Origin of the sequence: Amycolatopsis sp., assembly GCF_025464955.1 — a bacterium.
In the GTDB taxonomy this organism is placed as follows: domain Bacteria; phylum Actinomycetota; class Actinomycetes; order Mycobacteriales; family Pseudonocardiaceae; genus Amycolatopsis.
On record NZ_JAODNM010000162.1, the window covers coordinates 1 to 24,542 of the forward strand.

A 24,542-nucleotide genomic window follows, 5' to 3' on the forward strand; every position below is an offset into this window, starting at 1 on the left:
CGTCCAGGTGAGGCAGGATCTCAGCGAACTTCGCCGCCAGCGCGGTCCTGAACTCCTCGGTCATGCTCATGTCATCAGCATGCCACCCTACTCAACATATCCACGGTTAATTTACAGGCGAGCCCTAAGTTCCAGGCATTGCCGTCCGACATCGACAGCGAACCGTCGATGAGGTGCAGATCGGACAGGCACACCCTGGCCGCGGCCACGGTGATCCGGACTTCGTCGGCAGCCGGTTCGGGCACCGGTACTTCCTCGACGCGAACCGGAGGGTGGCTCCGTGCTGGTGGTCGGCGACGACTGGCACTCAGTCTCACTAGGGTGGAGGTACTCCTCTCGAAAGGACGCACAGGCATGTCTGAGCTCTACTCGAACGCGACGAAGTTCTACATCGACGGCAAGTGGGTCACCCCTGCCTCGACCGCCGAGCTGGACGTGCTCAACCCGGCGACCGAAGAGGTCGTCACCCGGATCGCGATGGGCGGCAAGTCCGACGCCGACCTGGCCGTGGCCGCAGCCAAGGCCGCGTTCCCGGCGTGGTCGGCGACCAGCCGCGAGGAGCGCCTGGCCCTGCTCGAGGCCGCGCTGGAGATCTACAAGCGCCGCTTCGCGGACCTGGCCGCGACCGTCACCGCCGAAATGGGCGCGCCCGCCACCTGGGCCGCCCAGGCGCAGGTGCCTTCCGGGTTCGCCCACCTTTACCAAGCGATCGAGATCCTGCGCGAGTACAAGTTCGAAGAGGTCCGCGGGACGACGATGCTCCTGCGTGAACCGGCCGGGGTCTGCGCGCTGATCACCCCGTGGAACTGGCCGCTGAACCAGGTCATGTGCAAGGTCGCGCCCGCGCTGGCCACCGGCTGCACAATGGTGCTCAAGCCCAGTGAGGTGGCTCCGCTGAGCGCGATCCTGGTCGCCGAGATCCTCGATGAAGCCGGGGTCCCCGCCGGGGTCTTCAACCTGGTCCAGGGCGACGGCCCCGGCGTCGGTTCCGTACTGTCCGCCCACCCGGACGTCGACATGGTCTCCTTCACCGGCTCGACCCGCGCGGGCATACAGGTGTCCAAGAGCGCTGCGGACACCGTCAAGAAGGTCTCACTCGAGCTGGGCGGCAAGTCGGCCAACATCGTGCTGCCGGACGCCGACCTCGCCACGGCGGCGAAGGGCGCGGTGAGCGCCTGCTTCGGCAACACCGGTCAGAGCTGCAACGCGACCACCCGCCTGCTGGTGCAGGCCGACCAGCACGACGAACTGGTCGCGCTGATCAAGGACGCGGCAGGGAACTTCGCCACCGGCGACCCGCAGTCCACGGAGACCGTGCTCGGACCGCTGGTGAGCAAGACCCAGTTCGACCGTGTCCAGGCCCTCATCCAGGCAGGCCTCGACGAGGGTGCCGAGGCGGTCGTCGGCGGTCTCGGTCTGCCGGACGGGCTCGACAAGGGATACTTCGTGCGCCCGACCGTCTTCGTCGGCGTCCGGCCCGAGATGCGGATCGCCCGCGAGGAGATCTTCGGCCCGGTTCTCTCCGTCATCACCTATGAGGACGAGGAAGACGCCATCGCGATCGCCAACGACAGCGACTACGGGCTGTCCGGCGCGGTCCAGTCGGCCGACCCGGCGCGGGCGTTCAAGGTCGCGTCGCGGATCCGGACCGGGATGGTCGGGCTCAACGGCGCGGGTCCGGACTTCGGGGCGCCCTTCGGCGGTTACAAGCAGTCCGGCAACGGCCGCGAATGGGGCCAGCTGGGCTTCGACGAGTTCACCGAGATCAAGGCGGTCATGGGCTACCACCCCGCGTAACCACAAAGTCAGCGGAGGAACCATGCCGTACCCGATCGAAACCCCCGAGAGCGCCGCGCTCCTCGCGTCCTTGACCAGTCAACGCGAACACGTCCTCCGAAGCCTGGACGGCCTGACCGAGGACGCCCTGCGCAAGCCGGTACTGCCGTCGGGCTGGAGCTGCCTGGGACTGGTCCGGCATCTCGCCCTCGACGTCGAACGGTTCTGGTTCCGAGCCGTTGTCGCGGGCAAGCAGGTCGAACTCGAGTCCGGCGACGGTGCCTGGCAGGTGGCCGCGGACCTGCAGGCCGAGGCTGTGTTCGACCTCTACCAGCGGGAAACGGCACTGGCGGACGACATCATCACCGGTACCGCACTGGACGCCCCGCCGGTCTGGTGGCCAGAGGAGTTCTTCGGCGACCTGCCACGCCGAAGCCTGCGGCAAACCATCCTGCACGTCCTCACGGAGCTCGCGTGCCACGCCGGACACCTCGACGCGGCACGCGAGCTCCTCGACGGCAGGCAATGGCTCGTCCTGACCTGACCCGGTGTCACCGAGCTTGAGCGGGGTTCGCTAAGGTCATTAGTGTTGGCTCCGCGCGCGTTTAGCTCAGCGGGAGAGCGCTTCCCTGACACGGAAGAGGTCACTGGTTCAATCCCAGTATCGCGCACCAGACGTAACCACAGGTCAAAGCCCTGTTCCTCCTCGCGAGGGACGGGGCTTTACTGCTGAAAGGGCGTCAAAAGGGCGACCCGGCGATCATTGGCTCCTGTGTCGCGGAAATTACCACCAGGCGCCCGTGGTCGTGGCGTCGTATTTGGCTCCGGTGGTCTTGGTGGACGAGTCGTGTTGGGCGCCGGTCAGATCCACCCCGGTGAAAACCACGTCGCGCAGATCGGCACCGGTGAGATCGGCATTCACTAGCTTGACCCTGATGAGTTCATTCGGGCCGAACTTCGCGTAGGACAGTCGTGCGCCGCTCAGATCCGCATCCGTAAACCCGGCGGCGTAGCCGGACAGGTCGGCGCTGTACAGGTTGGCGTGCGTGAGGATGATCTTGCTCAGGCCGATCAGGTCACCATGGACCTTCGGCAGATCCGCGTCGTGCAAGTCGGATCCGATCAGCGAGATGCCGCTCAGGTCCGCACCAGTCGCCCGTATCCCGACCAGACACGTGTTGCGTAGGTCGATTACGGGCGGATCGTGTGTCTCCCTGGCGACCTGACGCCTGGTCAACACCAGGAACGCGGCGTCGATGTCAGCGGGAGCCGCGGAGCAGACCGTCGTGGGATCAGGCCGATGAGCGGCGGTACGGAGAAACGCTCCCAGCACTTCGACGATGGCACGTTGGTCGCGTGGCGAGTCGTTCGCGACGCGTTCCAGCGCGAAGATGCCACCGACGCGCACCCACAGGTGCTCCGCGCCCGGTGTGCCGAGTTGATCGATGGCCTTGGTGTACCGGTCGGTGAACTGCCCCTGCTCGGTGATGCCGATCTGGTCGCGGGTCGTACTCAGCGACAACGCCGTGAAGACCAATGCGGCCACGGCGGTGAACGCGGTGACCAGAGTCGTGAGTCGCGTCCAACGGCCCTCGCCGTCCCGTGGATCGGCAGACGTCGACCGCGGTCTCCGCCGGTGGAGAACCAGCACTGCCACGGCCAGTCCGGCGCCCACCACCGCGGGCCACCACTGCTCCAACCAACCCCACATGACCGGCCAAGGCGGCAGTACCCGCGCCCTGGCCAGCGTCCAAATCACCAGCGACGCTGCCGCACCGAGGAAACCGGCGGTCAGCCGACTCCTGTTCACCCCGGTCAACCGCCGCCGACCGGGGCGGTCGCCCTCCGTGTCCGTCACGGTCGGCTCATCGCGTTCCGGCCTCGTAACGCTACAGGCACAGGTTAAGAGGGTGGGCCCCAATTGGTCGGGCTCGTCGTGAACTCCTCGGGGGAAGTGAGCGGCGGGTTGACGAACGAGGCGGCTTCCGGCGACCTGGCGATGGTATAAACGCCCCCGGCCAGGTTGTCCAGTTCCGGTGGCGTCGACGCCAGGGTCGCGTGGAAGTTCCGTGGCGGCTGGCTCGTGATGATGACCTGGAGCCGGTCGCCGCCCGGAATCTGGGTGAAATTGGCCAGCAACGCGAGGTCGAACCGCGTGGGCCATACCAGCTCGTACCGGGATCGAGTTGCCGCTGGCTGCCGAGGCAGCGCCCCGTCGGCCGCTATCGACCCCGGCTCAAGGAACTCGAGGTTGTCGGACTGATCAGCCGCGAGGACGCACCGCCGCCGGTCGCCACCGTCCTCTACGAGCTCAGCGAGACCGGCCTGGCATTGCAGCCGGTGTTGAAGGAGCTCGGCCTGTGGGGACGGCGGTTCATGACCGACGAACGGCCCGAGGACGCGTTCCGAGCCGAGTGGCTGGCCTACGCCCCGGAGTTGTTCACCACGGACACCGATCCCGACGCCCACCAGCAGTCATCCAACTCAGCGCGGCCGGTAACCCGGCCGTCATCGAGCTGAGAGACGGCCGACGCGACCTGCTCACCCGCGTGCGGCCGTTCGCGCAGGTGAGGGACAAGGCCACTTGATCAGAGTAGTTTGTCCAGTGTGATCGGCAGTTCCAGTTGGCGTTTGCCGGTGGCGTTGAAGACCGCGTTGGCGATGGCGGCGGGCACTCCGACGATGACGACCTCACCGAGCCCCTTGACACCGATGGGGTCGGCCTTGCCGTCCGGAGCATTCAGCAGTACTGCGTCGAGTTCGGGAACATCGGCATTGACCGGCACCAGATAGTCCGCCAGACTCGCGCCCGGGATCCGGCCGTCACGGTGGTCGATCGCCGTGCTTTCGAGCAGACTCATCCCGATTCCGCCGACCATGCCGCCGATGGCCTGGCTGTGGGCCATTTTGGGGCTGACGATCTTGCCTGCCTCGTAGGCACCGAAGATGCGCCTGATCCGGACCAGTCCCAAGTCCACATCCACCGACACCTCGGCGAACACCGCTCCATACGCCCAGGTGGAGTACTTCTGCACCTCCTCGCCGGGAACGTACCCGTTGTGCACCTCAAGGTTCTGCCGCCCGTGCCGGGCCAGGATCTGCTGGTAGGTCTCGCCCCGCTGCGGTTTGTCCGTCCAATGCAGACGTCCATTGTCGACCGAAACCTGATCGGGCCTGGCGCCGTACAGCGGTGAACCCGGGTCGACCGACGCCATCCGCACAAAGCTGTCTCGCAGCATGTTGCACGTCAGCTGCACCGCGGACCCGACACTCGCCATGGTTTTCGAGCCCGCTTCCACCGGAGACATCGGCAACAACGAGTCCCCCAGCTGAAAAGTCACCCTGTTCATCGGCAGCCCGAGCGCGTCCGCGGACAGCTGAGTCATGGAGGTATACGTACCGGGGCCGATATCGCTGGTCGCGCTCGCGACCACCGCGGTGCCGTCGGCATTGATCCGGGCCGACGCGTCGGCGGGAACCCGGTAGGAGTAGTAGCCGGCCGCGGCCATGCCCATGCCGACGAGCAGGTTGCCTTCTTTCCGAGACCCGGGCGTCGCACTGCGCCGGGACCACCCGAACTTCTCCGCGCCCACGCGATAACAATCGGTCAGCCTGCGTACGGAGAACGGCGTCTGCTGAAAAGGATCCGTCGCGGGTTCGTTGCGTATCCGCAGTTCGACAGGATCGATCTTCAGCTCGTGTGCCAATTCGTCGACGGCGCATTCGAGCGCGAACGCGCTCGGCGCTTCACCCGGGCCGCGCATCCACGTCGGAGTGTTCGTGTCCAGCTCGACCAACCGATACTGCGAGCGCATGTTCGGTATGGCGTAGAGCATTCGGGGCAGTTCGGGAATGGCATCGGAATGCTGCTCGTACTGGGACGTCTCGGTACGAGCTTCGTGGATCAACGCCGTGATCACGCCGTCCGTGGTACTGCCCAGCACGATGTGTTGGCTGCTGGCGGGCCGGCAGCCGATACTCGTGTACATCTGCTTGCGGGTCAGGACCACCTTCACCGGACGGCCCAGCTCGCGAGCGGCCTGCGCGGCCAGCACCTCGTGCGGCCAGGCCCGGCTACCGCTACCGAAAGCACCGCCGACGAACGGCGAGATCACCCGTACATCAGCCGGGTCGATGCCGAAGCAGAACGCGACGAACTCCGCGGAACCCTGTACCCATTGGGTTTTGTCCCACAGGGTCAGCTTGCCGCCGTCCCACCGCGCGATCACTGACGCCAGCTCCATCGGATTGTGGTGCTCCCGTGCGATCCGATAGGTCCGGTCGAGTGTGATGTGTGCGCCGCGCAGCGCGGTGTCGGGATCTCCTCGTTCGTAGTCGGCGTACCACGGTGACACCATCGATGACGCCTTCGGGTCATCGATGTCAGTGATCGCCGGCAGAGTCGCGTAGGTGACCTTCACCAGGGACACCGCGTGTTCGGCCGCCTCCTGACTCGACGCGACGACCAGGGCGACGGGTTCACCGAAGAACTTCACCGTCGCGTCCGCCATCACGTGCAGACGCTCACCGGGAGGATCGCAAACGGTGTGGTGCTCGGGGTAGGGCAGTTTGGCGGTGTTCAGGTGCGTCAGCACCTTGATCACTCCGGGCACCCGGGACGCCTTCGCCGTGTCGATCGCGGTAATGGTGCCTTTGCTGATCGTGCTGCCCACGATCACGCCATAGACGACGCCGGGAACATCGTGCTCCGCCGCGTACGTCGCCTGGCCGGTCACCTTCAGCCGTCCGTCCACTCGCGACACGGATTTGCCGACACTGGTGTTCGTGGTCATCGCGTCTCCCCGACAATCGCGAGCTGGCGCTCGACAGCGCGTTTCAGCAGCTCGATCTTGAACCCGTTCTCCGACAAAGCCCGCGCACCGTCAGCCGCCCGGGCGGCGGCATCGGCCCAGGTGCGTGCTTCCGCTTTCCGGCCGACCAGGACCCGCTCGACCGCGGGCAGCCGCCACGGCACGGTGGCGACCCCACCGGCCGCGACCCGGGCCTGCCGGATGACGCCGCCCTGGATGTCGAGAGCGACCGCGGCCGAAGCCAGCGCGAACTCGTAGGACTGGCGATCCCGCACCTTGAGGTACCCCGAGCGACGGGTGTACGCCCCGGCCGGGATGTTCAGCACGGAGATCAACTCGCCTGGGCGCATCGGGTGTTCCTGGTCGGGCGTCTGCCCAGGGCGCAGAAAGAAGTCAGCGGCGGCAACTGTGCGGGTACCCTGTTGCGACCGCAGTTCGATCGTCGCGTCGAGGGCGACCAATGCCACGGACGCATCCGAGGGGTGCGTCGCGACGCACTGGTCGCTCCCGCCCAGAATCGCATGGGTGCGGTTGATTCCTTCCAGCGCGGAACAACCCGTACCCGGTTCGCGCCGGTTGCAGGCCGCGGTGACATCACGAAAATACGGACACCGCGGGCGCTGCATGATGTTGCCGCCCATCGATGCCATATTTCGCAGTTGCGCCGACGCACTCAGTTCCAACGCCTGCGCGAGCACCGGATAGTCGGCTACGACCTGCGGATGCGCCGCCAGATCCGTCATCCGCACCAGCGCTCCCACGCGCAGCCCGGTCGCGCCGAAGGAGATGTTCCGGTACGGCAACGCATTGATGTCCACTATGGATGGAGGTCGCTCAACGGTCTCCCGCATCAAGTCGACGAGGGTGGTTCCACCCGCGATATAGCGTGCCCCACGGGCGCCCGACGCCAATGCGGCCTGTTCGGTGTCCGCCCGACTGAAACTGAAGGGAAACATGGTTGTTCCTCACTTCCCTTGAGCGGTGTCGGCGATCGCGGAAACGATATTGGTGTAGGCCCCGCACCGGCAGATGTTCCCGCTCATCCACTCTCGGATCTCCGCCGCCGATCCGGTATGGCCTTCGGCGATGCACCCCACGCCCGACACTATCTGCCCAGGTGTGCAGTAACCACATTGCATCGCGTCCTTGTCGATGAACGCCTGTTGCAAAGGATGCAGCCGGTCGCCCTCGGCGAGTCCCTCGATCGTGGTGATCTCCGCATTTTCATGCATCACCGCGAAGGTCAGGCAGGAATCCACTCGCCGGCCGTCCAGCAACACCGTGCAGGCGCCGCAGGCGCCCTGGTTGCAACCCTTTTTCGTCCCGGTCAGCTTCACTCGCTCCCGCAACAAATCCAGCAACGACGTCCGGTTGTCCACTGGGACCGCGTGCTGTTCACCGTTGATCGACAGCGTGACGGTCGTTTCGGCGACGCCCTCGGGCGTGAGAGTGTCCGCCTCCGCAAGGCCCCCCAAAAGGGAACTCGCCACCACTACTCCCCCGGCTATGCCGGAAGCTTCGAGAAATCGTCGACGGTTCAACTGGTCAACGTGGCCGGCCGACGAGTCGGACCCAGCGTCAGCGGGCGATCGGACCTCTGTCATATCCCGGTTCTCCGTAGTCTCGGACGGATTTATCAGCCTGCGAAAACGCTCAAGGGATCGGTGTGCTTCGGTTCCCAGCCCAGCTCGTCGCGGGCCTTGTCCGGGGTGAACTGCTGGTCGAGGGCGAACGCCGCCGCGACCGGACCCATGTCCGCGTGAGCTTGCTCCAGAGTGATCGACTTCGTCTTGCCCGCCAGCCCCGCGGCGTGGGCGCTCGCCTCGGCGACCTCCTTGGCGGTCGGGTTGACGCCACTCACCCCCAGGTAGACCGACCCGGGCTTCGCCGACAACGCGGCGACGTAGAGCCGAGCGAGGTCGTCGACGTGCACCAGCGCCCAGCGGTTGGCACCGTCACCGATGTACGGAACAGCGCCGTTCTTGATGCCGGGCTGGACGAAGAACACGTCGATCAGCCGGTTCTCACCGCCGTAGAGAAGCCCCGGCTGCACGACCACGGGACGCCCACCGTCGGTCGCCCGCGCCAGCACGGCGTCTTCCACCGCCTTGCGCCACGCCACGAGGCCTGGCGGGTTCCACGGTCCCGTCTCGTCCTGGACACCGTTGGTGTCGCCGTAGACCCAGCTGCCGCCGGTGTGCACGTAGGTACCGCCACCGACGCCGTCCTGCATCGCGGTGGCCGCGGCGAGGTCTTCGTCCGCCGTGCTCGCCTGCGCCAGGTGGATCACCGCGTCGGCACGACCCGCGGCTTGCTTGAGTACGTCAAGATCCGTCAGTTCACCGCGGACCGCGACGGCACCGGCCGCCACGACGGCAGCTTCAGCTCCTTCACTGCGAGCGAGTGCCTCCACGGTGTGGCCTTGGCGAACGAGCTCGGAGATCGTGGCCCTGCCGATGTAGCCCGAACCGCCTGTCAGAAAAACCTTCATGACTATCCCTTTCACGTCGATCATGTGCACCTCCACCATGTCGCGTCCCCGCGGTGTCCGTCCAAGACCTATACCGTGCGCTGTGATACCCACCCGGCATCAGCGACGGTGGTACCGCGCGGACATCACAGACGACCGAGGAGTTCTTGGACACGGCCACCCGCCGGCGTGACGCTGAAGGTTCGTTCACAGCACCTCCGAGAAGGGACCGATCCATCCGACACGACATCGAGTTCGACGCCGAAGGCGCCACGCTCCGCGGCTGGTTCTACGAGGCCGAGGGCACGGACGGGCCCGCACCGTGCGTCGTGATGGCGCACGGCTGGTCGGCCACCCGCCGCCTCTACCTCGACCGCTTCGCCGAGGTTTTCTCGGCCGCGGGGATGTGGTGGGCTTCGATATCGCTTCGTCCGCCGCGCGCGACTGGTTCTGCCAACACCTCTTCGGCTCCGGGCACTGACGAAGCCGCACCCGAAGCCCGGCTGGACAACCGACATTGGCGGGCCCAGCCGGACTCCGGTGAGCGACCCATGGATCACCGCAGATCGGGGATGTCCGCGCCGGTCAGCTCGGCGCAGTAGGCGAGGAACGCGTCCTGCGCACCGGTGTCGGTTGCCTCGCCGGGAATCGAACGCTCTCGCTGGTGGTAGAAGTGCCTTCCGGTGACCGTAGCGGCAGCGCCGTCGCTCACCGCCAGCCAAGCCTGCGTGACCGGCGCCAGATCCATGTCGTCGGGCGCTCCGGCGCCACCCATCTTGGTGGGCACCCAGCCGGGTTCGACCGAGTTCGACAGCGCCTGCGGCCATAACCGCGCCACCGCGAAAGCAAGCAGCGTGTCGAAGAGCTTGCTGTCACTGTAGGCTTGCGAACCGTTCCAGCGCCGACTTGTCCACTGTGGATCGTCCAGGCGCACATCGCCTCCGCGAGCCATGCCCGAACTCAGATACACCAGCCGGTCCGGCGGGGTGATCAGCGCGGTCAGCAAGTACGGAGCGAGCACGTTGACGGTGAACAGGTGGGACAGACCGTCGACGGTCTCGATACGGCGGGGTTCCCGGTACCCGATACCGGCGTTGTGGATCACGGCGTCGAACCGGCCCGCCCCGTTCGCCTGCTCGGCCACCGAACGGATTCCCTCCAGCGACAGCAAATCGCCCACGAGTACCGCTTCGGCCCCCCGCAGCGCCTTGCGCGCGTCCCAGGCACGCTGGTCGTTGCGAGCGTGCAAGGTCACCGAATGACCCTGTTCGACGAGCAACCGGGCGGCCATCAGTCCGAGACCGTCGGCGGACCCGGTGATCAGCACTCGAGCCATGTCACACCTCCATGATGTCTGCTGTGCAGGGAGGCCTGATTCCGCCTCCTGTTCCACTGTGGACCACGCAGGGCGCGGTCGTCCAAGACCTATAACGCTGCTCGTCATACCCGGTGGGCATCAGCGGTGCTACGTCAGCCGAGGCCTCGGCGCGGGCAGGCCGAGAAGGAGTTCGCAGACCAGGCGAGTGGTCGGGTCCGCGACGTCCAGGCTCGAAACCTCCCGGATCCGGCCCAGCCGGTAGCGAAGCGTGGTGACGTGCACGCCGAGGACCTGGGCGGCCACCGGGGCCTGGGCGCCGCAGCGAAGGTACTCCCGCAGGGTCAGCGCGAGGTCGCTGCCGCGACGGGCGTCCTCGTCGATCAGCGCCTGCAGGCCGGGCAGTCGTAGTTCTTCGCGCTGGGCGAGGACTTCGCGTACCTCGCGGAGCACGACCTCGGCACGCACCTGGGCGTAGGTCGCAAACAGGCCGTCCCCACCGCGGACGATGCCGAGCGCGTCTTCGGCCTCGACCCGACGTCGCGGCAGGCCACCGAGACCAGGCCCGGTGCTGGCGGCCGCTCCGCACAGGGGTCCTCGCAGGACAGGGACCGAGCGGTTGACGATGTCGCGGCCGAGGCGCTCCGGGCCTTCGCCTGACGTGCCTTCCGCGGCGGCAAGTACGGCGAAGACAGCCCTGCCCACGCGTGCCACCGCGGCGTGCCAGCGGAACGCTTCGCAGGCCAGCGCCACGTGGTCGGTGATGCGGTCCCAGACGTCTTCGGACGGGACCTCGCCGGATCGGGGCGCGAAGGCCAGCACGGTGAGCGCGCCGTCGCGCGGCAGGCCCAGTTCGTCGGCGTGACGGTGGAGCTGACCCCGACCCTCCAGCAGCGACCGCACCAGCCGTCCGCTCCATGTGCGCTCCGCGCGGTGGCCCTCCAGGTGCCGGGCCAGGTGCGGTGCCGCTATCTCCGCGGCCGTGCGCAACGCCGCCGGCGCGCCCTCAGGCAGCGGCTCGTCGCCCTCGGCGGCCCAGATGATGCCCAGCAGCTCCGTCGGCGAGCGGACGGCCGTGATGAGCCTGCGGTGCGCATGCCACGGGCCGGAGGACAGGTCGAGCACGTCGGTGCTCGTACGCAGCCGCTCGAGGTCACCGGCCGCTTCGAGGAACTCCACCCACTCCGCCGGCATGCGCCGCCCGAGGATCGCGGTGCCGCGTCCGCGGTCCATGCTGCCGGTGAACGACGAGTAGGACAGCACGCGGAAGTTCGCGTCCTCGATGATGATCGGCCCGCCCACCAGATCGGCGAACGCCTCCGCGAGCGCGAACAGGTCGCCCGGCTGCACACGGCCGCTCGCCTCGTCCGGGGTGCGCCCGGGCTCCGCATCCTCGACCGGCGCCATCGCCTCTCCTCTCCCCGGAGGAAGTTCGTCGTGACATTTCCTCTTCCACGAGGAATCGGCGGTCTGGCTCGTCAGCCTACCTTTTTCTACACCCGGTTCCGGGCCGAAAGCAGGAAGGGAACGACGATGACGTCGACAGCGGTGGTCACCGGTGGCGCTCGAGGGCTGGGTCGCGAGATCGTGGCGGCGCTGCTGGAAGCAGGTCACCAGACCGTCCTCTCCGGACGCGACAAAGACGCCTTGGACGCCACGGCCGCGGCACTCGACCCCGGCGGAGAGCGGACGCTCACCGTGCCGTGCGACATCCGCAGCGAGGCCGACGTCGCGGACCTGACCGCGGCGGCGCTGGACCGGTTCGGCCGGATCGACGTACTGGTCAACAACAGCGGGATCGCCGGACCGACGGCGCTGTTGTGGGAGACCGATCCCGCACAGTGGCGCGAAGTGCTGGAGACGAACGTCATCGGCACGTTCCTGTGCTGCCGGGCAGTGCTGCCGGTGATGGTCCGGCAGGGCTCGGGCAGCGTCGTCACCGTCGGCTCCATGACGGGCAAGCGCCCGCTTCACGGCCGCACCGGCTACGCGACGAGCAAGACCGCGCTCGTCGGGCTCACCCGCACGCTGGCCGCCGAGGCCGGGCCGCACGGCGTCCGCGTCAACCTTGTCTCGCCCGGCCCGCTGGACGGCGACCGCATCCGGCGGGTTTTCGCCGCCCAGGCGGAGAGCCGGGGAATCACCGCCGCGCAGGCGGAGGCGGAGATGGTTTCCGACTCGCCGCTCGGCCGGCTCGTCCCGCCCGCCGACGTCGCGTCGGCCGTCGTCTTCCTCGCCGGCCCCGCGTCGGCCTCCATCACCGGCGAGGACCTCAACGTCTCCGCGGGCATCGTCACCTACTGACCAGCTGTCCCGAACTACTGACCAGAAAGGACATCACCATGGAGATCGTGGACCTGTCGCAGGACATCTACCAGGGCATGATGGTCTATCCCGGCCACCTCAAGACCGTCGTTTTCGACCACGCCACCCACGAGGAAACCGCACTTCGATTCGACAGCGAATTCTCGTTTCAGACCAAGGGCCTGATGATCAACGACAACGGGCCCACCCACGTCGACTCGTTCTCCCACCTCGATCCCGCGCCCGACGCGCTCACCATCGACCAGATGTCGCTGGACCTGTTCTATGGCACCGCCGTGTGCATCGACGTCTCCGACGTGCCCGCGCAGACCGACATCACCGCCGAGCACCTCGAAGCGGCCGAGCGCGCCGCCGGCGTCACGGTGGAGAGCGGCGACATCCTGTTGCTGCACACGGGAACCTTCGGCCGCTACGGCAGCACCCCGCGCTACCTCACGGACTTCCCCGGACTCGGCGAGTCCGGCAGCAAGTGGATCGCCGGCCGCGGCGTGAAGACGTTCGGAGTGGACAGCCCGACGCCGGACAACCCGGTGAGCCGGATCTACCCGTGTCACCTGATGTGCCGCGAGCACGGCATCACGCACTACGAGAACCTCGCGAACCTCGACCGGCTGATCGGCCGCCGGTTCACCTTTGCCGGGTTCCCACTGAAGCTCATCGGCGGCCACGGCGGTCCGACCCGCGCCGTCGCCCTGCTGGACAGCGAAAACTGAGACTGGAAAGGGAAAGCACCATGGCAAAGCGCACGCTGAAAAACGCCATTCCCTCAGCGGCAGCCGATCTCGGCCGAACCGAGGTCGCCGCGACCGTCGGCGAAGTCATCGAGGACATCCGGACCCGCGGCGACGCGGCGGTCCGCGAGTACTCGCAACGATTCGACAAGTGGGCACCGGACTCGTTCCTGCTCTCGCCGGACGACGTCAAGGACATCATCTCCCGCGTGCCCGACCAGGTACTCGCGGACATCGACGAGGTCCAGGCGAACGTCCGACGGTTTGCCAAGGCGCAGCTGGCCTCCCTCACGGAGATCGAAGTCGAGACGGCGCCAGGAGTCCACTTGGGACAACGGCATATCCCGGTCCGCGCCGCGGGCGCCTATGTACCTGGCGGCAAGTACCCGTTGACCGCTTCGGCGCACATGACAATCGTGACCGCTAAGGTCGCCGGCGTGCCCCGCATCGCCGCCTGTACACCACCGATCCGCGGTGAGATCCCGGCCGCCACCGTCGCCGCGATGCACCTCGCCGGCGCCGACGAGATCTACCTCCTCGGCGGCGTCCAAGCCGTGGCGGCACTCGCTGTCGGCACCGAGACCATCGAGCCGGTCAACCTGATCGCTGGACCGGGCAACGCCTACGTGGCCGAGGCCAAGCGGCGGCTGTTCGGCGAGGTCGGGATCGACCTGTTCGCCGGCCCCACCGAAACGCTCATCGTCGCGGACGCCACCGCCGACCCGTTCGTGGTCGCGGTCGACCTGCTGAGTCAGGCCGAGCACGGTCCGGACTCCCCCGCCGTTCTCATCACCACCTCCGACGACGTCGCAACCCGAACACTGGCGCACATCAAAGATCTGCTGCCCGGAATGTCCACAAGGGACTACGCGGAGCTTTCCTGGCGCGACCACGGCCAGGTTCATGTGGTCGACGACCTGGACGAGGCCTACGCGCTGGCCGACACCTTCGCCTCCGAGCACGTCCAGATCCTCACCGAGCGGCCGCGCGAAGCGCTGGCGCACATGCGGGACTACGGCGCGCTGTTCCTCGGCGAGGGCACCTGTGTGTCCTATGGCGACAAGGTGATCGGCACCAACCACGTGCTGCCCACCCGCGGCGCGGCCCGCTACACCGGGGGGCTGTGGGTCGGCAAGTACCTCAAGACCGTGACCTACCAGGAGGTCACCGACCGCGCGGCCAGCGCGGCGCTCGGCGAACTGTGCGGACGAGCCGCGCGCGTCGAACTGTTCGAGGGGCATGCCCGCTCCGGCGACGTCCGCCATGCCAAGTACACCGGTGCTCCGCTCGCCTGGACGGACCACGTCTTCCATCCGTAGCCGGCCCGGCCGGCACCTACCGCAAAGGGGCGGTACGACCATGCAGCACGAGACGAGACCCGGGATCACCCGGCACCAATGGCTCACCCTCACCGGAACCACGCTCGGCTGGGGCATGGAAGGGTTCGACGCCAGCCTGTACACGCTGATCGTCGTGCCCGCCACGAAAGAGATACTCGGACCGGGCGCGAGCGCGTCGAGCATCTCGTTCCACGCCGGGCTGGGGGTGGCCATCTTCCTGGTCGGCTGGGCGCTCGGGGGACTGCTGTTCGGCCTGCTGTCCGACTATTTCGGGCGAGTGCGCGTGCTGATGGTCGCGGTGGTGCTCTACGCCGTGTTCACCGCGGCGTCGGCGTTCGCGCAGGAGTACTGGCAACTCGTCCTGCTGCGGTTCATCGCGGGGCTCGGCTCCGGAGTCGAGGCGCCGGTCGGCGCCGTGCTGATGGCCGAGACTTGGAACAACCGGTACCGGGCCCGCGCGATCGGCGTGATGATGTCGGGCTTCGCGGGCGGGTTCTTCCTCTCCTCACTCGTGTACGGCCTGCTCGGCGAGCACGGCTGGCGGATCACGCTGCTCGTGGCCGTCGTGCCCGCGTTCCTCGCGCTGTTCATCCGCCGCTATATCCACGAACCCGAGACGACTGCGGACGTCAAACGACGCCGGGCCGAACGCCGGGCGCGCGGTACCCGTACCGAGGAAGACCGGTTCGTCCTGCGGCGCCTGTTCACTCCCCCGCTGCTGCGCCGCATGATCCCGTGCCTGCTGATCCAGACCGGCGCGCTGTTCGCCTTCTGGTCGACGACGACGTGGACCCCGCAGATCATCACCAAGCTGTCCGGCCCAGGCCCCGGCACGGTGGCACACGTGTCGACCGCCACCGCCTTGCTCAACCTCGGCGGGGTAGTCGGGTATGCCTCGTGGGGCTTCATCGCCGACGCGATCGGGCGGCGCGGGGCCTTCCTGGTGAGTTTCGCCGTCGCCCTGATCGGGATCGGAGTCCTGTTCCCGTTCCAGCACAGTCTCACCGTTTACCTGTGGCTGCTGCCGGTCGTCGGGTTCGGCATCTTCGGCGCAGTGGGCGGGCCGTGCGTGCAGTTCCCGGAACTGTTCCCGGCCGGGGTCCGCGCGTCGGCGATCGCCACGAGCAACTCGGTGGGCCGGCTGTTCACCGCGGCAGGACCGCTCATTGCCGGCTCGCTCGCCACGCAGTTCTTCGGCGGTGATCTAGGCATCGCCGTGGCCGTCATCGCCTCGCTCGCCGTGCTCGGGATCATCGGCGTGCTACTGGCTCCCGAAACCCGCAACCTGCCCTTGGCCGAACCCGCGACCGAGCCCGCGGCCGTCCCCGCTACCCAGTGAATCGGAGTGCACCCATGACCCAGGTCAACGAAACCCGCGTGGACGGCATGGTCGTCGAGTGGGACGTACCGGTGGAAATGGATGACGGCGTGGTGTTACGCGCCGACGTCTTCCGCCCCGAGGGCGACGGACCGTTCCCGGTCTTGCTCACCTACGGCCCCTACGCGAAAGGACTACCGTTCCAGACCGGCTATCCGAGTGCTTGGGAACGCATGGTCGCCGAGCATCCCGACGTCGCCGAGGGCTCCAGCAACCGGCACCAGAACTGGGAAGTCGCCGACCCCGAGAAGTGGGTACCGCACGGCTATGCGTGCGTCCGCGTCGACTCCCGCGGCTGCGGCCGCTCGCCCGGGTACATCGACCATTTCGCCGACCGGGAGAACCAGGACTTCCACGACTGCGTCGAGTGGGCCGGCACGCTGCCATGGGCCAACGGGAAAGTCGGCATCACCGGAATCTCCTACTACGCCATGAACCAGTGGCTGGTCGCCGCCACCCAGCCACCGCATCTCGCGGCGATCTGCGTGTGGGAGGGCGCTTCGGACTGGTACCGCGAACTCGCGCGCCACGGCGGGATCCTGTGCACCTTCGCCGAGCACTGGTTCGACATGCAGATCAAGACCGTGCAGTACGGCCTCGGCGAAAACGGCCCGCGCAACCCGGTGACCGGCGAACTGGTCTGCGGCGACGAGACCTTGGACGAAGACACGCTCGAACGTAACCGGATCGACTACGCCGGTCTGCTCCGAAGCCACGAGTTCGAGGACGACGTCTGCCGCGGGCGCATGGCGGACTTCTCGAAGGTGACCGTGCCGCTGCTTTCGGCCGGCAACTGGGGCGGGCAAGGACTGCATCTGCGCGGCAACGTCGAAGGCTTCGTGCGGTCGGCGTCCACGCAGAAGTGGCTGGAGGTGCACGGGCTGGAGCACTGGACGCACTTCTACACCGACTACGGCGTCGCCCTGCAGCGACGGTTCTTCGACCACTTCCTCAAGGGCGAGAACAACGGCTGGGACACCGAGGCCCCGGTGCAGCTTCAGATCAGACATGCCGACGGCACCTTCACCCCGCGCGCCGAAGCGTCTTGGCCGCTGCCCGGAACACAGTGGACGGACCTCTACCTGGACGGCGAAGCCCTCGCGCCCGCACCAGGTGAGACAGCCGAGATCTCGTTCGACGCACTCGGGGAGGGCATCACCTTCACCACTCCGCCCCTGCCCGCCGAAACCGAGATCACCGGCCCCCTCTCAGCGCGACTGTTCGTCTCGTCATCCACAGTGGACTCCGACGTGTTCCTGGTGGTCCGCGCGTTCTCCCCCGACGGCGAGGAAGTCGTGTTCCAGGGTGCGATCGACCCGCACACCCCGATCTCGCAGGGCTGGCTGCGCGCCTCACACCGCAAGCTCGATCCGGCGCTCACCACCGACTACCGCCCCTTCCACAGCCACGACGAGCCCCGCCCGCTGACCACCGGGGAGGTCTACCGGCTCGACGTGGAGATCTGGCCGACATGCGTCGTCCTCCCAGCGGGCTACCGCCTCGCGCTGACCGTGCAAGGCAAGGACTACGAATACCCGCACGCCACGACGAGCCGGCTGTCCAACTTCAAGAACGACCTGCGCGGCTCGGGCCCGTTTCTGCACGACGACCCGCACGACCGACCGTCGGGCGTCTTCGGCGGGCGTACCACCCTCCACCTCGGTGGCGAACACGTCTCCTTCCTCCGGCTTCCTCTGATCCCCAAGGAGCGGTAGTACGGGGCCGTTACACGCGAGGCGTGCCCTCAGGGCCACCTTAGTGGCGTTCAACGCACTAAGGTGGCCCTGAGGGGTCCTGCCCGAACTTTGGTGACGGAAACAACGGACTCAGCCTCCTCCGCGCTCCCGTCCGCGCTCTGTAGACCGCCGCCCGACCACACAACGCGACCACCCATCCCCTTTACAGTCCGGCGATCTACGTAGTTTTCACCGACGCAAACACGTCCCTCGCGGCGAGAAGATCGATCTCGGCACCCCCGTGTCACCGAGGAAAGGATCGAACCCGTGAGTCGTTTTACCGATCGACTAGTCCTGGTCACCGGAGGCGGGTCGGGTATCGGAGCCGCGGTCGCACAACGGTTCGCCACCGAAGGGGCAACCGTGGTGATCGTAGGGCGGACCCAGGAGACACTGGACAAGGCCGCAGCGGCGTTTCCCGCCGGAGCGACCATCCTCGCCCGCACCGCCGACCTCACCGCCCCGGACGAGGTCGACGCGCTGATCACCTCCGTCGTGGCCGATGTGGGGCGCCTCGATGTCCTGGTCAACTATGCGGGCGGGCCGTTTTTCGGCACCGTGGAAACCGTGACTTCCGACCAGTGGCGCGCGACGATGGCGGTCAACGTCGACACCGTCTACCACACGAGCCGGGCGTCGATCCGGCATCTGCGCGACACCAGAGGTCGCGGGAGTCGTGGCCTTCCTCGCCAGCTCGGACGCGAGCTACATAACCGGCGCCCAGATTCCGGTCGACGGCGGCCTCAGCGCCACCTCCGGGCAGCCTCGCATCGTGGTGTGACAGACACTAGACGCGCCGCTTGCTGGACTGCGTCAGCTGTTCGCTGAGCCTCCAGAGTTTTCGGACGGCGTCCGGGTCGACCGCGGCGGCCGACGCCTTTGCCGGCAGCCGGCCGTCGTAGTAGGCCCCGGCCAGGACCTTCGCGTCGGGATCGGCGAGGCGCGCCACCACCGCGGCACCTTCGGAGACCGGACGCCCGCGGTAGCTGTAGTGCGGGAGCATGGCGGTGGCGATGATGCCCGGGTGCACACTCACCGCTTCGCGGATCTTGGGGCGGAGTTCGCCCAGCGCCGTGGTGAACATGGTCAGCGCGAGCTTGGACTGCGCGTACGCGGCACCGCGGTTGTAGCGACGTTTCCAGTTCAGGTCGTTCCAGTTGATCCGGCCGCTGCGATGCAGCGACGAGGACACGTTGACCACGCGTCCGACCGGTGAGGCGGCCAACGCGTCCTCGAGCAACGTCGTCAGCAGGTAAGGAGCCAGGTAGTTGATCTGGAGGATCTGCTCGTAACCATCGGTGGTGATGATCCGGCTGCCGGTACCCGCGGTGCCGGCGTTGTTGACCAGGACATCGATGCGTGGATAGACCTCGGTGATCGCGGCGGCCAGGTCGGCGACCTGGCGCAGGTCGGTGAAGTCGGCGAACGCGGGCTGCAGGAGACGTCCGTCGACGCCGGACGCGATCAGGCGTCGGCACGCCTCGTCACCTTCGTCGCCGGTGCGGGTGTGCGCGATCACGGTGGTACTGCCGGCGGCGAGCAACCGCGCGGTTTCGTAGCCGATACCTTCGGTGGTACCGGTAATCAGCACGACAGGGTTTTTGGGCATGATCCATCCACAATGGACTGATGGGCGCGTGGTGGCGCCCGATGGGCAGGATTTAGTGGCCGGCCGGTGAATCGCCGGAAACCGTCGGATCGCCGACCGGCACCGGATCAGGCGGCCGGTCGTCGTGGCGCACGGCCCATGCGTGCCCACGGACGCCACCTGTGCCCATGCTCCGATGAAATCCCGTGCGGATCGTGTATGCAAGACCGGTTCGCGCCGAACTTACGGATTCTTTGCGCCGCAGCTCGCGCACCGGGCGAGGTGTCGTCGTACACTCCATGCACGGTGTGCCGGGAAGTCTGGTCGGCGATGGTGTCGTTCCATGGCAGGAGAAACCTATGGCCACCGCAGTCACGACCGCCGGTTCTCGCGCGGTCCACCATTTCCCCGGCAGGAATTCCGACAAGGTTATTGCGTACTGTCGCGTGCGCCGGAAACCGGAGTGCTCTACCGCCTCTCACCGGTATTTCCGCACTCCTGGAAAGGAATGACCACTATGTGGGCACCGATCTCGTTCGGACTCCTCGTCGCTTTCGCCGGCAACCTCGCCAAGGGCAACCCGGGGCTCGCGATTGCGTTCGGCGTCCTCGCCGTAGCGCTCCTGGCGACCATGTATGTCCGCAGCCACCGCCAACCAGTTCCGTAGCCATTGAGCCGTCAGCGGCACGCGAGATTTGCGCCAGGATTCAGCCGAGGCCGATCTGCTGGAAGAAGCTCTTGTCGTCCCAGAACAGGAACTCCTCGCTCATGGTGCCGTCCGGGCGCCAGCGGCCGACCGTGCTCATGGACAGCGAGTACGACTTTCCGGTCGGCTGGATGACCGTGCCGTCGCTCCGCGGCATCGGCTTGGTGAACGTGCCGGTCATGACCCCGACGACCGAGGTGAGATCCCCGGACGCGATGCGGAACGGGTGAGTCTTGATCGAACAGTCAGGGGCCCAGACGAACAACGTCTTCAGATCGGCGATGTGCCGGTCGATCCCCACCGTGACGTGGGCGTCCGGCCAGGTGACCTTGATGTCCTTCGCGTGGCTTTCGCCTACCCGCTGCCATTTCTGACCGCTGAACACGACGAAGTCGAACTCGTCGAAGGTCTTGAGGTGCTCTTCCTCGTGATCCCTCGTGCCCCAGCCGGGCTTGCCGGTCAGGCCGTCAGCGCTGGCGGGAGTGCTGCCGCCGATGACGGCACCGAGTGCGACGGCGCCGATAGTGAGACCGCTTGAAGTCAGCATCTTCCGTCGATCCATGTTCGTGCCCACGGTGTTCTCCTGAGGAGTCGATGTCGAGGACGGGATCTCGTCCCCGTGATAGTCACGCTACATGATAGTCACCATTACTTACTATCTATAGCCCGCGAAGATGCCCGACTGAACACAAAAAGTGGCCTCGATGGGCAAAGGGCGACTGGCCGCGCCTGGACACGCCTCGCCCCGGGCGCCTATGCTCGCCACCTCTCGAAGACCGAGATCAACTCAAGACTTCTGCCCGGTGATGGAGCCGGCGTAGGGTGCGTGTCCCCGCTCTACGCCACCAGTGGACAGTTCCAGGTGGTAACCACAGGTCGGAAATTCTGGACGCCGTCGACTCTGGTGGTCCGCCCCGCCGGGCAGCGAACGGGACACGTCATGCCATCGGCGACCTACCGCACCCTCTTGCGCACCCCCGGCGCCGCTGCCTTCTTCCTGACCGCTGCCGTCGGCCGCGTCGGCATCGCGATGACCAGCCTCGGCATCGTCTGGCTGGTGCACGCCCAAACCGGCTCGTATGCCACGGCCGGGCTCGTGACCGGCGGGTTCGCCGTCGCCGAGGCAGTGGCCGGACCGCAATTGGCCCGGCTGATCGACCGCTTCGGCCAGAGTCGGGTCCTGCCACCCACGCTGCTCGCCCACGCCGCGGCCGTGGCCACGCTGCTGGCCCTGGTCGCCGCCGGCACCCCGAACTGGCTGATGGCAGCGGGCGGGGTACTCACCGGCGCCACCATTCCCCAGCTCGGCGCGCTGTCGCCGGCCCGCTGGGTGGCGCTGCTGGGCGACAAGCAAGCCGCGGCGCTGCCCACAGCGTTCGCGCTGGAATCGCTGGTCAACGAGCTGGGCTACCTAGCCGGTCCGGCACTGGTCAGCATCCTCGGCGCCAGCGGGCACCCGGCGGCCGGCACGGTGCTGGCCGCCACCTTGGTGGTGGCCGGCGGATTGTGCTTCGCCGCGCAGCGCCGCACCGCGCCGCCGCCATCCTGCGCTGCCGAGCGGCACCGAAAGGGCCGCTCGCTGCTGCGGCCCGGATTCGCGCTCCTGGTCGGCGTGAACCTGGCCATCGGCGGGTTCTTCGGCGCCATGCAGATCTCGGTGACCGCTTTCGGGGTCGAGCACGGCGCGGCGGGCACGGCCGCCGCACTGTTCACGGTGTCGAGTTGCGCCAGCCTGCTGGCCGGCTGGATATACGGCCACCGCCAGTGGCGCACCGCTCCGCGGGTGCAACTGGCGGTGGCAGCGACCGGACTGGCGATCGGCTGCCTGCCGTTCCTGGTGGCCGGCTCGCCGGTTGAACTGGGGTTCGACGTCGCGCTGACCGGGCTGGCGATCCCCCTGATTCTGGTTCTCTGCTCGGTGCTGGCCGAAGCGGCTGTCCACCGGGCCGTGCTCACCCAGGCGTTTGCCTGGCTGAGCTCGGCCAGCGCGGCAGGTTCGGCCGGCGCGGCGACGGCGGCCGGCTGGGCAGTGGGCACCTTCGGCGCGCACGGCGGCTTCGAGGTGGCTGCGATGTCGACCAGCGCGATGGCGGTGCTGGCCCTGGCGGGCCTGCGAGCGCTGCGGCGCCATGGGTGATAACCCTCGAGCGACTCTTATTCCCGTGCAGCGGCGAAATCTCGTATGTCCCATCCCGTGACCACCTTTCCGGCGCTGTTGCCGGGCATGTCAGGCGCCGCTAACTTGGGTCTGATGAGCACAGTCGCGTCGCCCGAAGAACTCCTCACCACGACCCGAACCGTTCGCAAGCGGCTCGACCTCGAGCGCCCGGTGCCGATCGAACTGGTCGAGCAGGCACTGACGATCGCGCTGCAGGCCCCGAGCGGGTCGAACCGGCAGTTGTGGCAGTGGCTGGTGATCACTGACGAGCAGCAACGCGCTGCTCTCGGCGAGCTCTACCGGCGCGCGTGCGAGAAATACTTCGCCTCGCCCGCTTCGGCAGGCAGCACGAGCACGGGCGACCCTGAACGCGACGCGGCCCAGCAACGAATCCGGAGCAGCAGCGAGTACCTTGCCGACCGAATGGGCCAGGTCCCGGTTCTGGTCGTCCCGTGCATCCAGACCGACCTCGAGGAGTTGCCCGCGGGCAACCAAGCCGGGCTGTGGTCTTCGCTCCTGCCTGCCGCTTGGAGCTACATGCTCGCCGCCAGGAACGTCGGCCTCGGCACCGCGTGGACGACCCTGCACCTGAACTACGAAAAGGAGGCCGCGGAGATCCTCGGCCTGCCGTCGAACGTGCACCAGGGCGCGCTGATCCCCACTGCCTACTACACCGGCACGACGTTCAAACCGGCCGCGCGGCGTCCCTTGGCCGAGGTTCTCCATCGAGACCGCTGGTGACCGTGCGGGCTGGCGGGCACCGTCGGCGTCCAACCGGCAGCACTGGGACTTCGTGGACGCGCGTGGCCGACCAGTACGACCTCGGACAGGCCACCTACGGGATGATGCTCGCTGCCACCGATCTGGGCATCGGCACCGGGCACTCGTCGGTGGGCGACCAGGACAAGGCGCGCGAGATCCGCCACGTGCCCGACAGCCACCTCGTGTCCTACCTGCTCGGTGTGGGCTACCCGGCCGACCGGCCGCTGCGTCCCATCACCACGCCGGACCGCCGGCCGTTCGACGAGGTCGTCCACCGCGGCCACTGGTGATAGGTGACTGATAAGTAGACTCCCGGTATGGAAAGCGGACAGGTGCAGCTCTCGTTGCGGGAGCGCCAGAAGGCCCAGACACGCGAACACCTCCTGTGCGTGGCGACCTCGCTGATCGCGGCCAAGGGATTCGCCGCCACGTCCATCGACGACATAGCGAAAGCAGCCGGCTCCAGCCGCGCCACGGTGTACTCCTACTTCGATAGCAAGGACACCATCCTGGCCGAGTTGATTCGCGGCATGTGGGATGACGCCAACGAACTGTACCGCGAGTTCGGCGCGCTGCCGGACTGGTCCCGCCCCAGCATCCACGCGTGGGTACAGACGGTGATCAGCCGAAACCAGGCCGACGCCGAGCGCAACCGCGCCGCACTCGAGATCAGCCTCGCGGAGGTGATCCAGAACGAAGGGAAACATCACCAACTGCATATCGGCAGCCTGACGCTGAACTCGAAAATGTGGACCCAGCGTTTCACGAAAGCAGAAACCCGGGGCCGCGCCTCGATCATCATCACGATGATCGAGGGCTACACGACACGTTTGTTCCTGCACGGCACCATCTCGAGGCGCGGCCCCGCGGTCGACCTGCTGACCGACGCCATTCTGGACATGCTGCACGCACGAGAGTAGATCCGCGGCTCGTTCAGCACATACCGTCGACTCCCAAGCTCGCGAAGTCAGCGGCGCGGTGTATGACGTTGAAACGCAGTCGGGGCTCGGGCGGCTGTAGTGCCTGAACTCCCGTCGACTGAAGCAAGGACCGGGGCGGCGAGGGTGCGGTACGGATCCCAATGCCACTCCCGTCACGCAGTGGTGCCACCGGTGCCGATGTGACCGCTGAGGCTGCTGCGGCTCGCTGCGTCCGCTCCCATTCGTAGCAGGGGACGGCGGGTTCAGTAGTGCTGTGGGCTTTCGCAAGTCGACGGCGAGTTGCTGTCATGCCGGGAATGCAGTCAGGGCTCGTGAGTGTCGCGGCCGGATGATCCGGTCGCGACACTCACGAGCCCTGGGGTGGGTTTTCTGTTACAGGTGCATGGTGTTGCGCCTGGGTCTTCGAAGCGGATCGAGATAAGCGGGCGGGATGAAGTCCGGTCTCCCGTCACCACCCATCCGCACTTCCCAACCACCACAATGCACAAGACGGTGATGCCGCTGA

Annotated in this window: 25 protein-coding genes, 1 tRNA gene and 1 pseudogene; 17 read left to right on the forward strand and 10 right to left on the reverse strand. The window is 67.3% G+C overall.

Annotated elements, in window-relative coordinates; genetic code table 11:
- Positions 1-74: 74 nt before the first annotated feature.
- Positions 75-245 (reverse strand): hypothetical protein, encoded by a 171-nt coding sequence (locus JWQ81_RS41275; protein WP_297550660.1) that lies wholly within the window; start codon positions 243-245, stop codon positions 75-77.
- Between the two features lie 109 nt (positions 246-354).
- On the opposite strand from JWQ81_RS41275, the gene JWQ81_RS41280 reads away from it, so the two are divergent.
- The 3 genes from JWQ81_RS41280 (at position 355) to JWQ81_RS41290 (ending at position 2,450) form a co-directional block, all read left to right on the forward strand.
- Positions 355-1,797, forward strand: a complete 1,443-nt coding sequence (locus JWQ81_RS41280; RefSeq protein ID WP_297550662.1) for an aldehyde dehydrogenase family protein — start codon at positions 355-357, stop codon at positions 1,795-1,797.
- Positions 1,798-1,819: 22 nt separating this feature from the next.
- The gene (locus JWQ81_RS41285) at positions 1,820-2,320 is read left to right on the forward strand and encodes a DinB family protein (protein WP_297550664.1); all 501 of its coding nucleotides are present in this window, start codon (positions 1,820-1,822) and stop codon (positions 2,318-2,320) included.
- 55 nt (positions 2,321-2,375) lie between these two features.
- A tRNA-Val gene (locus tag JWQ81_RS41290) sits at positions 2,376-2,450 on the forward strand.
- Between the two features lie 110 nt (positions 2,451-2,560).
- Here JWQ81_RS41290 and JWQ81_RS41295 read toward each other — a convergent pair.
- Complete coding sequence (locus JWQ81_RS41295; RefSeq protein WP_297550666.1) at positions 2,561-3,634, reverse strand: pentapeptide repeat-containing protein; 1,074 nt, start codon at positions 3,632-3,634, stop codon at positions 2,561-2,563.
- Between the two features lie 200 nt (positions 3,635-3,834).
- On the opposite strand from JWQ81_RS41295, the gene JWQ81_RS41300 reads away from it, so the two are divergent.
- A complete protein-coding gene (locus JWQ81_RS41300; protein WP_297550668.1) occupies positions 3,835-4,296 on the forward strand; it encodes a winged helix-turn-helix transcriptional regulator in 462 nt (153 codons plus the stop codon).
- A 68-nt stretch (positions 4,297-4,364) separates the two neighbouring features.
- Here the strand turns inward: JWQ81_RS41300 and JWQ81_RS41305 are convergent, their stop codons facing one another.
- The 4 genes from JWQ81_RS41305 to JWQ81_RS41320 all read right to left on the reverse strand — a co-directional run bounded on the left by JWQ81_RS41305 (position 4,365) and on the right by JWQ81_RS41320 (position 9,078).
- On the reverse strand, positions 4,365-6,569 hold the full coding sequence (locus tag JWQ81_RS41305; RefSeq protein WP_297550671.1) for a xanthine dehydrogenase family protein molybdopterin-binding subunit: 2,205 nt from the start codon (positions 6,567-6,569) through the stop codon (positions 4,365-4,367).
- Positions 6,566-7,543 carry a xanthine dehydrogenase family protein subunit M gene (locus JWQ81_RS41310; RefSeq protein ID WP_297550673.1) on the reverse strand — a complete coding sequence of 326 codons (978 nt, stop codon included), beginning with the start codon at positions 7,541-7,543 and terminating at the stop codon, positions 6,566-6,568. The genes JWQ81_RS41305 and JWQ81_RS41310 overlap by 4 nt, the downstream gene beginning before the upstream one ends.
- A gap of 9 nt (positions 7,544-7,552) precedes the next feature.
- A complete protein-coding gene (locus JWQ81_RS41315; protein WP_366942384.1) occupies positions 7,553-8,128 on the reverse strand; it encodes a 2Fe-2S iron-sulfur cluster-binding protein in 576 nt (191 codons plus the stop codon).
- 95 nt (positions 8,129-8,223) lie between these two features.
- Positions 8,224-9,078: an NAD-dependent epimerase/dehydratase family protein gene (locus JWQ81_RS41320; RefSeq protein WP_297550677.1), complete on the reverse strand. Its 855-nt coding sequence runs from the start codon at positions 9,076-9,078 to the stop codon at positions 8,224-8,226.
- 146 nt (positions 9,079-9,224) lie between these two features.
- Here JWQ81_RS41320 and JWQ81_RS41325 point away from each other — a divergent pair, with 146 nt between their 5' ends.
- Entirely contained in the window at positions 9,225-9,659 is a 435-nt protein-coding gene (locus JWQ81_RS41325) for a hypothetical protein (protein WP_297550679.1), read from the forward strand.
- Here JWQ81_RS41325 and JWQ81_RS41330 read toward each other — a convergent pair.
- Positions 9,614-10,393: an SDR family NAD(P)-dependent oxidoreductase gene (locus JWQ81_RS41330; protein ID WP_297550681.1), complete on the reverse strand. Its 780-nt coding sequence runs from the start codon at positions 10,391-10,393 to the stop codon at positions 9,614-9,616. The genes JWQ81_RS41325 and JWQ81_RS41330 overlap by 46 nt on opposite strands.
- A 129-nt stretch (positions 10,394-10,522) precedes the next feature.
- A complete protein-coding gene (locus JWQ81_RS41335; RefSeq protein WP_297550684.1) occupies positions 10,523-11,779 on the reverse strand; it encodes a helix-turn-helix domain-containing protein in 1,257 nt (418 codons plus the stop codon).
- Positions 11,780-11,905: 126 nt separating this feature from the next.
- Between JWQ81_RS41335 and JWQ81_RS41340 the strand changes: the two genes are divergently transcribed.
- The 7 genes and pseudogenes from JWQ81_RS41340 to JWQ81_RS41370 all read left to right on the forward strand — a co-directional run bounded on the left by JWQ81_RS41340 (position 11,906) and on the right by JWQ81_RS41370 (position 18,663).
- The gene (locus JWQ81_RS41340) at positions 11,906-12,676 is read left to right on the forward strand and encodes an SDR family oxidoreductase (RefSeq protein WP_297550687.1); all 771 of its coding nucleotides are present in this window, start codon (positions 11,906-11,908) and stop codon (positions 12,674-12,676) included.
- Between the two features lie 38 nt (positions 12,677-12,714).
- Positions 12,715-13,410, forward strand: a complete 696-nt coding sequence (locus JWQ81_RS41345) for a cyclase family protein (RefSeq protein WP_297550689.1) — start codon at positions 12,715-12,717, stop codon at positions 13,408-13,410.
- A gap of 20 nt (positions 13,411-13,430) precedes the next feature.
- Positions 13,431-14,747 (forward strand): histidinol dehydrogenase, encoded by a 1,317-nt coding sequence (gene hisD, locus JWQ81_RS41350; protein WP_297550690.1) that lies wholly within the window; start codon positions 13,431-13,433, stop codon positions 14,745-14,747.
- Between the two features lie 40 nt (positions 14,748-14,787).
- A complete protein-coding gene (locus JWQ81_RS41355; RefSeq protein ID WP_297550693.1) occupies positions 14,788-16,107 on the forward strand; it encodes an MFS transporter in 1,320 nt (439 codons plus the stop codon).
- Between the two features lie 14 nt (positions 16,108-16,121).
- Positions 16,122-17,861 carry a CocE/NonD family hydrolase gene (locus JWQ81_RS41360; protein ID WP_297550694.1) on the forward strand — a complete coding sequence of 580 codons (1,740 nt, stop codon included), beginning with the start codon at positions 16,122-16,124 and terminating at the stop codon, positions 17,859-17,861.
- A gap of 288 nt (positions 17,862-18,149) precedes the next feature.
- Positions 18,150-18,488, forward strand: a pseudogene (locus JWQ81_RS41365) (SDR family oxidoreductase); the annotation flags it as partial.
- 70 nt (positions 18,489-18,558) lie between these two features.
- Complete coding sequence (locus tag JWQ81_RS41370) at positions 18,559-18,663, forward strand: hypothetical protein (protein ID WP_297550710.1); 105 nt, start codon at positions 18,559-18,561, stop codon at positions 18,661-18,663.
- Between the two features lie 6 nt (positions 18,664-18,669).
- Here JWQ81_RS41370 and JWQ81_RS41375 read toward each other — a convergent pair whose 3' ends face one another.
- Positions 18,670-19,491: an SDR family NAD(P)-dependent oxidoreductase gene (locus JWQ81_RS41375; RefSeq protein WP_297550696.1), complete on the reverse strand. Its 822-nt coding sequence runs from the start codon at positions 19,489-19,491 to the stop codon at positions 18,670-18,672.
- Between the two features lie 496 nt (positions 19,492-19,987).
- Here JWQ81_RS41375 and JWQ81_RS41380 point away from each other — a divergent pair, with 496 nt between their 5' ends.
- Positions 19,988-20,137 (forward strand): hypothetical protein, encoded by a 150-nt coding sequence (locus JWQ81_RS41380; protein ID WP_297550698.1) that lies wholly within the window; start codon positions 19,988-19,990, stop codon positions 20,135-20,137.
- Positions 20,138-20,177: 40 nt separating this feature from the next.
- On the opposite strand, the gene JWQ81_RS41385 is transcribed toward JWQ81_RS41380, so the two are convergent.
- On the reverse strand, positions 20,178-20,723 hold the full coding sequence (locus tag JWQ81_RS41385) for an ester cyclase (RefSeq protein WP_297550700.1): 546 nt from the start codon (positions 20,721-20,723) through the stop codon (positions 20,178-20,180).
- Between the two features lie 393 nt (positions 20,724-21,116).
- Between JWQ81_RS41385 and JWQ81_RS41390 the strand changes: the two genes are divergently transcribed.
- From JWQ81_RS41390 to JWQ81_RS41405, 4 genes are all read left to right on the forward strand, one after another.
- A complete protein-coding gene (locus JWQ81_RS41390) occupies positions 21,117-22,313 on the forward strand; it encodes an MFS transporter (protein ID WP_297550702.1) in 1,197 nt (398 codons plus the stop codon).
- Positions 22,314-22,427: 114 nt separating this feature from the next.
- Entirely contained in the window at positions 22,428-23,075 is a 648-nt protein-coding gene (locus JWQ81_RS41395) for a nitroreductase family protein (RefSeq protein ID WP_297550704.1), read from the forward strand.
- Between the two features lie 62 nt (positions 23,076-23,137).
- The gene (locus tag JWQ81_RS41400; protein ID WP_297550706.1) at positions 23,138-23,386 is read left to right on the forward strand and encodes a nitroreductase family protein; all 249 of its coding nucleotides are present in this window, start codon (positions 23,138-23,140) and stop codon (positions 23,384-23,386) included.
- A 27-nt stretch (positions 23,387-23,413) separates the two neighbouring features.
- Positions 23,414-24,016 (forward strand): TetR/AcrR family transcriptional regulator, encoded by a 603-nt coding sequence (locus JWQ81_RS41405; protein ID WP_297550708.1) that lies wholly within the window; start codon positions 23,414-23,416, stop codon positions 24,014-24,016.
- Positions 24,017-24,542: the final 526 nt, after the last annotated feature.